The organism is Xanthomonas populi (assembly GCF_002940065.1).
In the GTDB taxonomy this organism is placed as follows: Bacteria; Pseudomonadota; Gammaproteobacteria; order Xanthomonadales; family Xanthomonadaceae; genus Xanthomonas; species Xanthomonas populi.
The window spans coordinates 1-14,988 of sequence record NZ_MDEJ01000050.1; the positions used below are offsets into that span (position 1 = coordinate 1).

Consider the following 14,988-nt stretch of genomic DNA (forward strand, 5'->3'; position numbering starts at 1 on the left):
GCTGATCATGTCTGTCGTTCTCCGCTGGCAGGGCGTCAAGTCAATGATGGCAGATTGATGGGGTTTTTAGAGGCTCCTTAGTGAACTAGGGCAGGGGGCGTGTTTCGTGGTCGAGTTGCCGTTGCGCTGGGTGGCCGCATTACCCGCAGCGACGCCGACTGTGGTGCGCACAGCGCCGCTTCACGATCAGGCGCCGCTGCAGCTGCTGCTGGTCGAAGACGACCCGACCGTGGCGCAGGTGATCGTCGGCCTGCTGCAGACGCGCGGGCATCAGGTCACGCATGTGCTGCATGGCCTGGCCGCGTTGGCCGAGGTGAGCACGCGCAGCTTCGATGCCGGTCTGTGCGATTTGGATCTGCCAGGCATCGAAGGTGCGGCGTTGGTGGCGCAAATGCGCGCGCTCGGCGTGCGTTTTCCGATTGTTGCGGTGACCGCACGTGCCGACGCCGATGCAGAACCGCAAGCGATGGCGGCCGGGTGCAATGGGTTTTTGCGTAAACCTGTCACCGGTGAATTGCTGACGCAGGCACTGGCGCGCGTGCTTGCCGATGCCAGCGACGCGCACGACAATCCGGCCGCCGACTAGTGGCGGCCGCAGCGAAGCAGGGACAGTGCAGTCCCGCCGGGGAGTGCGCGAGCGCGCAGGTGGCAATGGCGACAAGGATGAAGATGAAGAACGTGCTGCTGTCGTTGCTTGCGATCTTGCCGCTGCTGATCGGTGTGGATGCGTTGGCGGTGAAGCAGATCTAAACCCCGCGCATGCGCCGGCTCGGGCCAACCGAAGGCCTGCCTTCGCGCATGGTGCTGGCACTGACACAGGATCGGCAGGGTTATGTGTGGGCGGCCACCAGCGACGGTTTGGCGCGCTACGACGGCATCGGCCTGCAGGTATGGCAGCGCGACCCGCACACCGCAAACGCAATTCCCGGCAACGAGGTCGAAACGCTGTTTATCGACAATCGCGACAGGGTCTGGCTAGGCATCAATGGCGCGCTGCTCAGTATGCTCAACGCAGAGTGCGAGGCTTTTACGACATTTCCGGCTGTCGCCGAAGCCTGTGCCGGGCAGGTTTGGTCGATTGCACAGGCGCAGGGCGCGATATGGATCGGGAGCGGCGGCTGCCTGTGTCGACGCTAAGAAAATGGCCGGGTGACGGTATTTCGCGCAACGCCGGATGCGCCGGATGGACTGCCCAGCGATACCATCATGAGCATGGTGACCGACGCGCGCGGCCGGCTGTGGATCGGCACCGCCAGCGGTCTGGTGATGTGCGATGGCGAGCGTTTGGTGCGCATCGCGCCGGACCGCTTGAGCGCAACCGTGTTCAAGCTGAGCAAGGATCCCGACGGCACGCTGTGGGTGGGCAGCAGCAAGGGTTTGTATCGCGTGACACCCGCCCGCGTGCTGAAACCTGCGCCTTGGGACGGGTCTGCCGACATACGTGCCGGCACTGTGGTGCACGATATGGTGGCGGCTACTGGGTGGGAGCGGCCGATGGGTGTTTTCGGGTGGCACCTGGCGAAATCAAGCTGCGCGTCATGGAGGGCGATCGCTGCAGTGGCTTTCTCACCGCCCATAGCGGTGTGCTCGACGTCATGCAGGACCGCCAGGGTGGGTTATGGCTTGGGATGATTTCGCAAGGCGTGGCGTACTTGCCGCCGGACTGGCGACGCTTTTCCACGATTTTCGAGACGCAGGGCAAGCCGCTGGAGGGCCTTTACCTGGTGAATGCCGCCGCCGATGGCGATAGTTTTCTAGTGACCACTGGCGAAGGGGTCCATCGGGTCGGCGATCAGGGCGACGTTGTACCCGTGTTGCAGAGCGAGGTGTTGGGCGGCGGTACCGTGCAGTCGGTGCTGCCGACCGGCGACGGCAGTCTGTGGGTTGCGCTGCGGGAGGGTGTCACTCGCTATACCCCGAAAACCGGGGGGAATGCCAACTCGCGATGGAGATCGGCACGTCCGACACCCACAGGGTGGAACTGATGGCGCCTGGTACCGATGGTGAGTTCTGGCTGTCGATTGTGGCAGGCGGCGTGCGGCGGCGTGCGGCAGACGGCCGGCTACTGGCAACGTTTCGCTTCGGTGCCGACCTCAGCGAGGTAGGTGGCATGGTGCAGCAACGGGTGATGCGTCCCGATGGCTCCGCGTGAGTTGCGGCCGGTGACGGGCTATGGGTCTGGCAGGGTGAGCGCTTTTGTAAGGTGATCGGCGACGCCAACCGCGATGTCTATGCGCTGGCTTTCTTATCGCCGCGTGAATTCTGGGTCGGGCGCCCAGGTGCGCTGGAGCGCTATCACTGGGATGGTCAGCAGGCGCGTTTGCTGAAGCGGGTCGGGCGCGAGCACGGTCTGCCCTCTACCGAGATCAGCGGTTTGGCCTTGGGTGGCACAGACACGGTGTGGGCGACGATCTCGCGAGGCCTGTTCGCCTACAAGCGCGGCCAGCCGCAGGTGTGCGCATGTTTGGTCAACGCGATGGCCTGCCGGACATCGAATTTTCGATGCGTCCTCCAGTGACCGGCCCTAGTGGGCAGGTGCTTGCCTTGACCACCAGCGGCATCGTGCTGTTCGACCTATCGCGGCCGTTCGCTCCTGCGCCATTGGCGCGCCTGGTGATCGCATCGGTGCAGGTGCGCCGCAACGATGCCGAGCGCTCGCAGCCAATCGCGCACAACCGGCCAGTGGTCTTGCAGGCGCGCGACCGCGACCGTCGCATCAGTGCGCGATTGCTGTCGTTTGTCGATCCGGCGGCTGCGCATTGTCGGCACCTGGTGGAGGGTTACAACGAACGATGGGTGGAGCATGGCGCCAGTGGCGAACGGGTGATTTCGCGCTTGTCGCCGGGCGATTACCGTGTCCAGGTGCAGGCGCGTGCCGGCGAGGGCGACTGGGTCGCTGCGCCCATGTTGCAGCGGCTGGAGCTGGTGCAGCAGTCGTTCGACCCGGCGCAACTGACCCAGGAACTGGCCGATTTCATGGATCCGATCAGCGACGCGCGCGGATTGCGCTTCCAGTATCGCAATCAACTGTCTGGGCAGTTGCTCGAGCTGTGTGATGCGACGCGGGTACGCCAGATCCTGATCAATCTGCTTGGCAATGCGATCAAGTTTTCCGAACGCGGCGAGGTCTCTTTGACGGTCAGTCAGCATGGCGACGTTTTGCGTTCCAAAGTGCGCGATTTCGGGCCGGGCATCGGGCCGGAGCAGCAGAAGCGCTTGGTTCGGCGATTCGAACAAGGCGATGGCGCGCGCACCAGCGCACGCTATGGCGGCAGCGGGCTGGGGCTGGCGATCTGCCAGGAACGCACCGTGGCGATGAAGGGTACGATCCGCGTGCGCAGCAGGCTTGGCGTCGGCACCCAGTTCAGCGTGGACCTGCCGTTACCGATCGACCGCTCCGGCTTAGGCATCGCCGCTGGCGAGCTGCGCGCGGTTCCGGGCGCGTCGTTGCGCATCTTGCTGGTGGAAGACGACCCGACCGTGGCCGAGGTGATCTCCGGCCTGTTGATCGGCCGCGGCCATCGCGTGGTGCATGCCGCGCATGGGCTGGCGCGCTGTTGGAGGCCGTCGATGGCGGCTTCGACAGCGCGTTGCTGGATCTGACCGGGTTGGATGGTTTTGCGCTGGCATCGCAATTGCGTCGGCTCGGGCATGGGTTTCCGCTACTGGCGGTGACCGCACGTGTCGATGGCGATGCGCAAAGCCAAGCGCAGGCAGCAGGCTTCGATGGATTTCTGCGCAAACCGGTCACCGCCGATATGCTGGTCGAAGCGATCGCAGCGTCGCGCAAGGCGCGAGCAGTCCGGGCAGTCCGGGCAGTCCGGGCAGTGCCGCCAGAGCAATCCCAGTGGAGTGAGAATGTATGAGCGGCAGAACGAGCGCGCTCGGGCTTGCCCGCACCGCGCGCGGCCCGCACTATGCGGCGACTTGTCGTGAAACGTGTCCAGTGCGCCTTTTTTTGTGTTTTTCCTATTGGCTGATTGCTGCAGTGTCGCTGTGTCTGTGCGTCACAGTGCGACCTGCACGGGCGACAACACGCGCGCTGCTCACGCCGGTACCAAGCCAGGTCACGGTCGCCGACGGGCTGCCCTCGGACACCGTCAATGAACTCGCCGAAGACGAGCAGGGCTATCTGTGGATCGCCAGCGATGACGGATTGGCCAGATTCGATGGACGCAGCTACCGCATCTGGCGAATGGAAGAAGGGTTGACCAGCAACGCGATCTGGGCCATTTGCGTCGATAGCGACAATCGGGTGTGGATGGGTTTCGAGAACGGCGGTGCCGGCTTTTTGGAATCCAAAACGCGCGCGTTCACACCCCTGCAGAATGCGCAGTTCCCTGAGCTTCGCGAAATCACGGTATGGGCGCTGGCCCAGACCCCGAACGGCGACATCTGGCTTGGCACTGCTGCCCACGGGCTGTACCGGCGACGTCCCGATGGCAGCATGCAGCGATTTTCCAACGTGCCTGGCGACCCTGCCAGCCTGCCATCCGACAGCGTGATCGGGTTCGGGGTGGCGCCGGACGGGGCATTGTGGATTGGCACCCACGGCGGGCTCGCTCGCTGGGACGGCACGCATTTTCAGCGCGTGCCGCTTCCTGGAACCACACAGACCGTCAATCGGTTGTACATGGAGCGCAGTAGCGACACGCTATGGGTATCGGATGTCGGCGGCGATGCGTTTCGTGTAGATGCCGACGGTCAGGCGAGCCGCCAGTCATGGCAAGACAGCGTGAGCAAGCAGCGTGTCATGGGTGTCTTGTTGCGTGATCGTAGCGGGCGTTACTGGCTGGACACTGACAGCGGCTTAGGCTTGTCTTCCTTAGGAGCCGACATCAGAAGCGTGCCGGTCTACAGTTTATCGGCGCATGGCTTGGTCAGGCGAAACTGGATCACGGCTTACGGAGATCGGGAAGGCGGGCTGTGGTTTGCGGCACTCGAAGGCGGCCTGTGGCACCTGGCTCCGCATTGGGACACCTTTGCGGTATTGGCGCACCACAGCGATGATCCCCAGTCGCTGGCCAACCCGTCGGTGCTGGCGTCGTCGCCTTCGTCTTCGGGCGGTGTCTGGCTGGCTGGTAGCCGGGGTGTGCTGGAACATCTCGATCCGGCGACAGGCCAACTGCAGACGCATCTGGCCCAGATCGACGAACTGCGTTCGCTCGACTCAATGCTCCAAAGCAGGCGCGGGTTTGTCTGGATCGGCGTAGAAGGAAAATTGGTCAGGTATGACCCGCGGACACGGCAAGTCAAGCGTTGGCAGTTGCGTGAAGATGTCGAGTCCGATCCCGACGGTGCTGCAGACCGACCGGGTTGGATGGCAGAGGACGCGCAGGGCCGACTGTGGGTGACTGTGCTGAACTATGGTCTGCAAATCCGTAACGACGATGGACAGTTGCTTCGGACCATCGTCAATGGCGGTCATGGACTGGAAGCGTTGACCATTCTGGATATACGCCTTGGCCCCGACGGTCAGATATGGCTGAGCAATAATGCCGGTCTACGGCGCTGGGACCCCGTTGCCGACCGATTTGTCCCCGTCGTCGGTGCGCCGTCCTTGCCGACCTATCTCTTCCGGCTTGGAGAGGGGGGCGTGGTCTGGGCCGGGTTGGCGGGCGAGATACGCCGGTATCTGTGGGATGGAAAGCAACTTAAGCACCTGGATACCGTTGGAAAAGATCAGGAGTTTCCGATGGTGGCGCCCAACGGGCTGGTGGTCGACGCCAGGGGTGTGGCCTGGGTCTCCAGTCAGCGCGGCCTGATCCGGATCGATCCTGGCAGCAGATTGGTGCGTGTGTATGGGGTGCACGATGGGCTCCCCAACCAGCAGTTACAAATCAACACGCTGGTGCAGGCTGGCAGCGGGCAAATCGTCGCTGCATCGCCCGACGGCGTCGTGGTGTTCGATCCGGCCACGATGCGCCCCAGCACACGCAGGCCGCCGTTGATTATCGAACGCGTGGGCTTGCGGCGCGGGGAACGTGGTCTGGATATCACCGGACAAGAGCCGCTCACGATGCAGGACGACGATCGCGATCTGCACATTGTCGCGCGCCTGCTCAGCCTTTCCGACTCAGAATCCAACAGTTACCGCTTTCGTTTGAGTTGCTACGACCCTGACTGGATCGACGTCGGGCCCAGTGGCGAGCGGCAGTTTTCGCGGCTGCCCTGGGGGCATTACACGCTGGAAGTTCAGGGGCGCACCGCCGACGGCATCTGGTCGGCGAGCCAGACGCTACGCTTTCAGGTGCTGCCGCCGTGGTGGCTGGCGCCATGGGGATTGGTCTTTTTGGGTCTGCTCGCGCTGTGTATCATCGCCGCGGCGGTGTTGTTGTATCGCCGTCGCCTGCGCCGCTTGAATGCCTGGCAATTGGCGGTGCACAAGCAGGAACTGGCCGAGCAGGCCTCTCTGGCCAAGACACGCTTCCTAGCGACGCTCGGCCATGAAGTGCGTACGCCGATGACCGGTGTGCTGGGCATGAGCGATTTGTTGCTCAAGACCTCGCTGGACAACAAACAGCGCAGCTATACCGAATCGATTCGCCGCGCCGGTGCGCATCTGTTGCGGTTGGTCAACGATGCGCTGGATTTGGCACGCATCGAATCCGGGCGTCTGGAGCTGGATCTGCAGCCATTTTCGGTACGCCAACTTGTGGCCGAGGTGGAGGGCTTGATGGCGCCACTGGCGCAGGAGCGCGGCCTGCGTTTCAGCCTGGAAGTGGGCCTGCTTGGCGACATCACCGCCAGCGGCGATGTCACCCGCATCCGCCAGATTCTGCTCAATCTGCTCAGCAACGCGATCAAGTTCACCGAGCGCGGCGTGGTCGGGCTCAAGCTGACCACGCTGGGGTCGTATCAAGGTCTGCGTTTCGAGGTGGCTGACACCGGGCCGGGCATCAATGCCGAGCAAAAGGCACGTCTTTTCCAGCGTTTCGAACAAGGCGACGGCGCCAAGACCACCTCGCGCTACGGCGGCAGCGGCCTGGGCCTGGCGATCTGCCAGGAACTGGCGATGGCGATGGGTGGGCATATCGAAGTGATCAGTCGCCTCGGCGCCGGCACGCGCTTTGTCGTGGATCTACCGCTGCGCTGGGTTGCCTCCAACGCTACGCTCGGCGGCGAGGTGGCGCGCGCCGGTGGAGCGGTCGCCCCGCAGCGCATCCTGCTGGTGGAAGATGACCCCACGATTGCCGAGGTCATCGTTGGACTACTGCGTTCGCAAGGCCACTCGGTGGTGCATGCGCCGCACGGGCTGGTCGCACTGACCGAAGCGGCCGACAACACCTTCCATCTGGCGTTGCTGGATCTGGATCTGCCGGGACTGGATGGCTTGGCGCTGGCGCGGCAGCTGCGCGTGTTCGGCTACGACATGCCGCTGATTGCAGTGACCGCGCGCTCCGACGAAGCTGCCGAACCTAGCGCGCAACAGGCAGGATTCGACAGCTTCCTGCGCAAGCCGCTCACCGGCGACATGCTGGCCGACACCATTGCCGAGGCGTTGCGACGCGAGCGCCCGCGCCCGCGCGAGGAAATTTAAAGCTGTTTGCTGCGGTTGAAATCGTGCGCAGCGAGTCGCTCACGCACTGCGGCAGTCGCTGCCGCACACGCATCGCTACTCGGCGACTGCTTCCACGTGTTTGGGATGCGGCCGCGTTTCGGCCAGCTGCCAGAAGATCAGCGTCGAGGACAAGGTGATTGCGCCGACACTCAGAAAAGTCGCATGCAGCGCTGCGGTGGCGCCGTGGCTGTCGCCCAGATGCGTATTGAACGCGGCTAACAAGCTGCCCGCCGCCGCCGTGCCCAAGCCGGTGGCCAACATCATCGCCATCGACAGCAGGCTATTGCCGGGGCTGGCCTGCTCGCGATCCAGATCGCGCAGGGTCACGGTATTCATGACGGTGAATTGCAGCGCATTCACCGCGCCAAAGCCCGCTAGCTGCAGCAAACGCAGCCATCGCGGTTGACCGACGTCGATCAAGGCGACGCTGGCCATTGCCAGGCCAACCAGCACAGTGTTGAGCATCAGGATGCGGCGGTAACCGAAGCGCCCACCAACTTCACTGCGGCGCGTTTGGCCGCCATGCCGGAAAGCGCCACTGGCACCATCATCAGCCCGGCATTCATCGGGCTCATGCCCATGCCCACCTGCAGCAACAGTGGAATCAGCAACGGCATCGAGCCGCTGCCGACACGCGCAAACAGATTGCCCAAAATACCGATGCGAAAGCTGGCCACCTTTAACAAAGCCAGCGGAAACAACGCTGTCGGCGCGTTGGCTGCATGCAGCCAGTACCCTGCCAACGCATCCAGCCCGCCGATCGCCAGCAGCATCACGAAGGCGTGGCGCAGGCCGAGTTCGCAGATGCCGTCTAATGCCAACGACAGCGCCACCATGCCGAACGCCAGCATCAGATAGCCGATCAGATCGAAGCGTTTGCCTGCATCGCCGTAGTGGTCCGGCATGATGGTGAGTGCGGCGATAAAACCGATCACACCGATCGGCAGATTGATCAAGAACACCCGGTGCCACGAGGCGACTTCCACCAGCCAGCCGCCCAGGGTGGGCCCGATCAGCGAGCCGATCATCGCCGGAATTGCGATGAAACTCATCGCGCGTAAAAGTCCGCACGCGCCACCGTCCGGAGCACCGCCAACCGGCCCACTGGCAGCAACATCGCCCCGCCGATGCCTTGCACAAAGCCCGCCGCCACCAGCTGCGGCAACTGTTGCGCGGCTGCGCGCAGCAACGAGCCCAGCGTGAACACGATGATCGCCGTCAGGAAGGTGCGCCGCGTTCCGAAGCGGTCCGCAATCCAGCCCGATGCGGGGATGAACATCGCCACCGCCAGCGCGTAACTGAAGACCACCGACTGCATCTGCAACGGGCTTTCGTGAAGGCTGCGCGCCATCGACGGCAATGCCGTATTGACGATGGTCGCATCCAGCATCTGCATGAAGATTGCCAGCGACACCAGCCACAGCAGCGGCTTGATGGTGTCCTAGGCACGCAACACGGGAACGGGCTGAGACATCGTGATCGCTCTCGAAGGGACAATGCATTATCCCCGGGCCAATGTGCACGAACTCAGAAAAACGTGCGCATTTGCTTCGGTCACTGAGCGCGCTTGCACGCGTACCGACATGGGACACGCCGCAAATACCTCCATGTAGGCATTCGCTTGCCGATCAGCACTAGCAAATATCGAAGGCGCGGGGTCGTATCCGGGGGCGGGGCCATGTGGCGGCATGGATGCCGCCACTGAGTCTCCAGGGATGGATTCACGACGTGTCCCGACACCGGATGCGGCACCGCGCACAGACCAACCCACACACGCAACGTCTGTCAGTTTTTTACGAGTGCTTCGGCTTGCTGCGCGCGCTTGCACGCGTACTAGCGCGGGACAGGCCGCAAGTACGTCCATGTAGGATCTTATGCGGCATCCATGCCGCATAAGATCCCACGCCGGTACGCGCGCAAGCACCATCGGTTGTTGTCGGTGGCTGTAGGAAAAAAAGCGGCGTCTGGTTAACTGATCGCCTTCTGAGCGAGCCTTCGACAGCGCGACCCACACGCTGTCGAGCGCGCTTGGATCAGCGCTTGCTCAACGTCTGCACCGCTTCTACCAACACGCCGACATGATCCGGATTCATATCCGGCGACATGCCGTGGCCGAGGTTGAAGACGTGGCCTTCGCGCGAGCCGCCGTTGCCTTGAGCGTAGCTGTCCAGGGTCTTGCCGACTTCGGCGCGGATCGCCTCGGGCGAGCCGTACAAGGTGGCTGGGTCCAGGTTGCCTTGCAGGGCGACGCGGCCGCTGGCGCGCTGGGCGGTGTCGGCCAGCGAGATGGTCCAATCCACGCCCACCGCTTCGGCGCCGCTGGCGGCTAGCTCGCTGACGTAGGCGCCGTTGCCCTTGCCGAACAGCACCAGCGGGGTGCGCTCGGCACCGTCGCCGCGCTCCAGCTCACGCGCGATGCGGGTGAGATAGGGCAGCGAGAATTCGCGGTACATCGCCGGCGACAACACGCCGCCCCAGGTGTCGAACACCTGCAGCACCTGCGCACCGGCCGCGCGTTGTGCCGACAGATAGGCGATCACGGCATCGGTGACGGTGCTGAGCAGGTGATGCAACACCTCTGGCGCGTTGAAGGCCATCGCCTTGACGCGCGCGTATTCCTTGCTGCCGCCGCCTTCGATCATGTAGCAGGCCAGCGTCCACGGGCTGCCGGAGAAGCCGATCAGCGGCACCGCGCCATCGAGCTCGCGGCGGATCAAACGCACCGCATCCATCACATAACGCAACTCGGTTTCCATGTCCGGAACGCCCAGCCGATGGATCGCGGCGGCATCGCGCACCGGGCGGCGGAACTTGGGGCCTTCGCCTTCGACGAAGTACAGCTCCAGGCCCATCGCATCGGGAATGGTCAAGATGTCGGAGAACAGGATCGCCGCATCCAGCGGAAAGCGCTGCAGTGGCTGCAGCGTCACTTCGCAAGCAATTTCGGGGTTCTTGGCCATACCTAAAAAGCTGCCGGCGCGCGCGCGGGTGGCGCGGTATTCCGGCAGATACCGTCCGGCCTGGCGCATCAGCCACACGGGCGTGCGGTCGACGGGCTGGCGGTTCAGGGCACGCAACAGGCGATCGTTCTTGAGCATGGGTGTTCCTCAGCGCGGCGCGTCGGCGCCGCCGGTGATGAGTTGGAAGCCGCGTTTGAGGTGGGTGTCGCGTGCCTTGTCGAAGGCCCTGTCCGCCTCATCCTGCAGCAGGTATTGGTCGCGTCGCAGCTGCGAGCGTCCACCGATCTCGCCGCTCTCGCGCAGCAGCTCCCAGCCACCGAACAGATCCGGTTGCAGGGTCAGCTGGACATAACGCAGCGGCGCATTGCCGCCGGGATCGTGTTGCAAGTGGATACGCATGGCGCCGATTGTAGCCGGGCGGTGCTGAAGGCTGGGAGGCAGGGATTGGGGCGTGGGGATTGGATAAGGCAGTCTGTAGCGTTCCCGGCCTGGCAGCATGGGTATGAACGACGCTGCGTTTTTCGGGATGTTGGATCGCGCTCGCCGCCGCAGCCGGCCAACCGCGTGCGCCTCAGCTCGCCACAATCTCCAGCACCGCTGCCTCGTCCACATCGGGCACCACCTCGGCCTTGCCGATGCCGCGCCACAACACCAGGCGCAGGCGGCCGGCGAGGTTCTTCTTGTCCAGACGCATACGCCCCAGCAGCGCTTCCGGCGACAGACCGGCCGGGATCTCGGTAGGCAGGTCGAAGTCCTGTAGCAGGGCGCGCAGCGCCTCGGTGTCCTGCGCAGTGCTCATGCCCAGCGCGGCGGAGAGCCGTGCGGCTAGCACCATGCCCACCGCCACTGCTTCGCCATGGTTGAGGTTGTCGTTGCCGGGCGCGCCGTAGCCTTGTTCGGTCTCGATCGCATGGCCGAAGGTGTGGCCCAGGTTGAGCAGGGCGCGCTCGCCTTTTTCCAGCGGATCGCGCGCCACGATCTCGGCCTTGTGCTCGCAGCTGCGCGCGATCGCCTGCGCCAGCGCATCGGCATCACCCTCCAGCAACGCCCGACGTTCGGCATGCAGCCATTGGAAGAACAGCGGGTCGCGGATGGCGCCGTACTTGATCACCTCGGCCAGACCGGCGCGCAGCTCGCGCGCGGGTAGGGTGCGCAAGGTGTCGGTATCGGCGATCACCGCGCGTGGCGGATGGAACGCGCCGACCAGATTCTTGCCCTGCGGGATATCCACTGCGGTCTTGCCGCCGACCGAGGAATCCACCATCGCCAGCAAGCTGGTGGGCAGCTGCACGCAGTCCACCCCGCGCATCCAGCAGGCCGCCGCAAACCCGGCCAGATCGCCAACCACGCCGCCGCCGAGTGCGAAGACGCAGGCGTCGCGGGTGGCGCCGAGCTCGGCCAGCGTGGCGATCGCTGCGCCGAAATTGTCCAGCGTCTTGGAGGCTTCGCCGGCGGCGATCACCAGCTCGCCGAGCTGCAGGTCTGGGCGCGCCTGCAACAGCGCAGTGCGCACGCCGGACGCGTAATGCGGAGCGACCTGCGAGTCGCTGAGCAGCAGCACGTGGCGGCCGCGCACATGGCTGGCCAGGCGCGCGCCGTCGGCCAGCAGGCCGGGGGCGATGTTGATGGTGTAAGGCTGCGCGCCGTCGACATCGACGCTGCGCGAGGAACGGGGAAGTGTCATGCGGGGGTACTCGACATGCGCCATTGCGCTGCCAGACGCAGCACCAGCTGCGCGGTGGCCTCGGCGGGGGAAAGGTGATCGGTTTCCAGGCTGAGGTCGGCGACCTCCTGGTACAACGGGGTGCGGTGCGCGGCCATCGCGTGCAGCACCTGCTCGCGGTCGGCGCGTTGCAACAGCGGGCGATTACGATCGCGCGCCAGCCGCGTGAGTTGCGCCGGCACGCTGACGTGCAGATACACCACAAAACCGCGTTCGCGGATGCGCTGGCGGTTGAGCGGATCCAGTACCGCGCCGCCACCGGTGGAAATCAGCTTGTTGTCCTGTTCCAGCAGCGTCTGCAAGGTCTCGACTTCGTGCTGCCGAAACCGCGCCTCACCGTGCTGCTCGAAGATTGCCGGGATGCTGTTGCCCACCTGCTCGACGATGGCGTGATCCACATCGACGAACTCCAGCCCGAAGAGCTCGGCCAGGCGACGGCCGATGCAGCTTTTTCCGGCGCCCATCGGGCCGACCATCACGAGATTGGGAGCTGGGTTCATGCGCGGGGATCGTAGCATTCACGCCCTTGCACCGGGCCGGTCGGCGCGGTTTGAAACCATTCCTGCGGCGTGAATTGCTGCTGCACGCAGCAGCGTCGACACACGCCGTCGCCGCCTGGAAATCGATCGCTGCGACAGCGCGGACATAGGCGAAGCACACGCGATGCGCCCACAATAGGCGCCACTCTTGCCGCGCGCGCACCGTCATGACCGATCTTTCTGCAGAAGCCCTTACCACCTTCACCGCGCTGTACGCCGAGGCTCAGAACAGTGCCGAATTTGAGGCCAGCGCAATGACCGTGGCCACCGCCAACGTGGATGGCCGGCCAAGCGCGCGCACCGTGTTGCTCAAGGCCTTCGATGCGCGCGGGTTCGTGTTCTACACCCATCTGGACAGCGCAAAGGGTCGCGACCTGCAGATCCATCCGCAGGCCGCCTTGCTGTTTCTGTGGCGCAGCTTGCGCGAGGCCGGCATCCAGGTGCGTATCGAAGGTGGCGTGCAACTGGTGAGCGCGGACGAAGCCGATGCCTACTTCGCCTCGCGCCCGCGCATGAGCCAGATCGGCGCCTGGGCTTCGCTGCAATCGCAGGCGCTGGGCTCGCGGGAGGAGTTCGACGCAGCCATCGCCAAGGTCGAAGCCACCTTCGAAGGACGTGAGGTGCCGCGTCCGGATGGCTGGGGCGGCTTCCGGGTGGTGCCGCAGGCGTTCGAGTTCTGGTACGGCGCCAAGTTCCGCCTGCACGAGCGCTGGCGTTACGAGGCCGATGCGGCCAGCCATTGGAGCAAGCGGATGCTGTATCCGTAAGCTTGGCGGTCAACGGCTGCGCTCACCGTCAGGCCGGCGCGGGCGGCGTTTGGGGCAGGCGTGTGCCACTGGATCGGCGCCTGGATCGGCGCCCGCTTGATGTTGCATGACCAGTGTCTTCCGGCCCTATCTGCCGATCGCAGACAGTCTGTAGTATGTCCGCCCATTGCATGAGCATTGCTGCATCACCGCAGCTGCTTGACCACCGCTGCATGACCAAAGGACAGGACATCGTATGACGCAGTACACCACTGTCGAATTGCACGGCCTGTTGGCCGAGCGCTACCGCGACCAGCCGATCGAGGTCGAGCTGATCGATGGCCTGGAACCGGCCATCAACCTCACCCTGGCCGACCACGGCGACATGCAGATCCAGGTCGCCGCCTCCGGCTCGCAGGTGTTCGTTTCCACGCTGCTGGCCAACGCCGACCAGGTCAGCGACCTCGCGGCGTTCAACGACGCCTGCATGCGGCTCAATCCGCTCAATCCGTTATCCAACCTGGGCCTGGTGCAGGTCGACGGCAAGGACAGCTACGTGGTCTTTGGCGAACTGTCGGCGTCGTCCACGCTCGACCAGATCGACGAGGAAATCCAGACCCTGGCGGCCAATACGCTGGATGCCGCCGAATCTCTCAAGCCGTACTTTTCCTAAAGGCGTGTTGTCATGAGTATCTTTTCAAAGCTGATCACGCTGCTGCGTGGCACTGCACACGAAACCGGCCAAAAGGCGGTCGACGCCAATGCGTTGCGCATCCTGGACCAGGAAATGCGCGACGCCGGCGCCCAGCTCACGCGTTCGCGCGAAGAGCTGACCAAGCTGATGGCGCAGAGCAAACTCGCCCAGCAGAAGATCGATGCGCGCGCCGGCAAGATGGCCGAATACACGCGTTATATCGAAGGTGCGCTGGCCAAGGGCGACGAATCGCTGGCCCACGATGTGGCGACAAAGCTCGCCGCGCTGGAAAGCGAGGACGCCGGCGACAAGGCCTCCAAGACCTCGCTGGACCAGTCGGTGGTGACGCTCAAGGCCACCATCCAGAAGACCGAAAACCAGCTGCGCGGCATGCGCCAGCAGATCGACACGGTCAAGGCCACCGACGCGGTGCAAAAGGCGCAGGCGGCGATTGCCGCGCGGCATTCCGGTGCCAGCAGCAAGATGGGCTCGGCGCTGGAATCGCTGGAGCGGATCAAGGCGCGTCAGGCCGAGACTTCCGCACGCATCGAATCGGCCGAAGAGCTCGAATCGTCCAGCGGCGACGGCGATCTGAACCGGCGTCTGGCCGCAGCCGGCCTGATGGAAGGCGAGTCCAGCGCTGCCGCAGTGCTGGCACGCTTCAAGAAGCCGGCCCAACTCGGCCACGACACCGCCAGCGGCACCGCGCCGCTGATCGGCCAGGTGCGCGACGTGCAGCAGGTTCCGCGCAGCGACAGCTGATCC

Annotated in this window: 7 protein-coding genes and 4 pseudogenes; 6 read left to right on the plus strand and 5 right to left on the minus strand. The window is 64.5% G+C overall.

Annotated features, from left to right (window positions below; genetic code table 11):
* Positions 1 to 79 precede the first annotated feature (79 nt).
* The 3 genes and pseudogenes from XpopCFBP1817_RS09930 to XpopCFBP1817_RS09940 form a co-directional block, all read left to right on the plus strand.
* A pseudogene (locus XpopCFBP1817_RS09930) lies at positions 80 to 586 on the plus strand (response regulator); the annotation flags it as partial.
* 83 nt (positions 587 to 669) lie between these two features.
* Positions 670 to 3,866 (plus strand): annotated as a pseudogene (locus tag XpopCFBP1817_RS09935) (ATP-binding protein).
* 146 nt (positions 3,867 to 4,012) lie between these two features.
* On the plus strand, positions 4,013 to 7,540 hold the full coding sequence (locus XpopCFBP1817_RS09940; protein WP_425479098.1) for a hybrid sensor histidine kinase/response regulator: 3,528 nt from the start codon (positions 4,013 to 4,015) through the stop codon (positions 7,538 to 7,540).
* 75 nt (positions 7,541 to 7,615) lie between these two features.
* On the opposite strand, the pseudogene mdtD reads toward XpopCFBP1817_RS09940, so the two are convergent.
* The 5 genes and pseudogenes from mdtD to XpopCFBP1817_RS09970 form a co-directional block, all read right to left on the minus strand.
* Positions 7,616 to 8,996: pseudogene (gene mdtD / locus XpopCFBP1817_RS09945) on the minus strand (multidrug transporter subunit MdtD).
* A 598-nt stretch (positions 8,997 to 9,594) separates the two neighbouring features.
* Complete coding sequence (hemE, locus tag XpopCFBP1817_RS09955) at positions 9,595 to 10,659, minus strand: uroporphyrinogen decarboxylase (protein ID WP_128417017.1); 1,065 nt, start codon at positions 10,657 to 10,659, stop codon at positions 9,595 to 9,597.
* 9 nt (positions 10,660 to 10,668) lie between these two features.
* Entirely contained in the window at positions 10,669 to 10,920 is a 252-nt protein-coding gene (locus tag XpopCFBP1817_RS09960) for a WGR domain-containing protein (protein ID WP_006449079.1), read from the minus strand.
* 172 nt (positions 10,921 to 11,092) lie between these two features.
* Positions 11,093 to 12,205, minus strand: a complete 1,113-nt coding sequence (aroB, locus tag XpopCFBP1817_RS09965) for a 3-dehydroquinate synthase (RefSeq protein WP_128417018.1) — start codon at positions 12,203 to 12,205, stop codon at positions 11,093 to 11,095.
* Positions 12,202 to 12,744, minus strand: coding sequence for a shikimate kinase (locus XpopCFBP1817_RS09970; protein ID WP_128417019.1), 543 nt, complete (start codon positions 12,742 to 12,744; stop codon positions 12,202 to 12,204). Before XpopCFBP1817_RS09970 ends, aroB begins: the two co-directional genes overlap by 4 nt.
* A 173-nt stretch (positions 12,745 to 12,917) precedes the next feature.
* On the opposite strand from XpopCFBP1817_RS09970, the pseudogene pdxH reads away from it, so the two are divergent.
* The 3 genes and pseudogenes from pdxH to XpopCFBP1817_RS09985 all read left to right on the plus strand — a co-directional run.
* Positions 12,918 to 13,550, plus strand: a pseudogene (gene pdxH, locus XpopCFBP1817_RS09975) (pyridoxamine 5'-phosphate oxidase); the annotation flags it as partial.
* Between the two features lie 235 nt (positions 13,551 to 13,785).
* Positions 13,786 to 14,202 (plus strand): YjfI family protein, encoded by a 417-nt coding sequence (locus tag XpopCFBP1817_RS09980; RefSeq protein WP_128417021.1) that lies wholly within the window; start codon positions 13,786 to 13,788, stop codon positions 14,200 to 14,202.
* Positions 14,203 to 14,214: 12 nt separating this feature from the next.
* The gene (locus XpopCFBP1817_RS09985) at positions 14,215 to 14,985 is read left to right on the plus strand and encodes a PspA/IM30 family protein (protein ID WP_128417022.1); all 771 of its coding nucleotides are present in this window, start codon (positions 14,215 to 14,217) and stop codon (positions 14,983 to 14,985) included.
* Positions 14,986 to 14,988: the final 3 nt, after the last annotated feature.

What these genes read in the sequence shown, in the direction of transcription:
- hemE (WP_128417017.1), bottom strand. Translation starts at nt 10,659, where the DNA reads ATGCTCAAGAACGATCGCCTGTTGCGTGCCCTGAACCGCCAGCCCGTC.
- XpopCFBP1817_RS09960 (WP_006449079.1), bottom strand. Translation starts at nt 10,920, where the DNA reads ATGCGTATCCACTTGCAACACGATCCCGGCGGCAATGCGCCGCTGCGT.
- aroB (WP_128417018.1), bottom strand. Translation starts at nt 12,205, where the DNA reads ATGACACTTCCCCGTTCCTCGCGCAGCGTCGATGTCGACGGCGCGCAG.
- XpopCFBP1817_RS09970 (WP_128417019.1), bottom strand. Translation starts at nt 12,744, where the DNA reads ATGAACCCAGCTCCCAATCTCGTGATGGTCGGCCCGATGGGCGCCGGA.
- XpopCFBP1817_RS09980 (WP_128417021.1), top strand. Translation starts at nt 13,786, where the DNA reads ATGACGCAGTACACCACTGTCGAATTGCACGGCCTGTTGGCCGAGCGC.
- XpopCFBP1817_RS09985 (WP_128417022.1), top strand. Translation starts at nt 14,215, where the DNA reads ATGAGTATCTTTTCAAAGCTGATCACGCTGCTGCGTGGCACTGCACAC.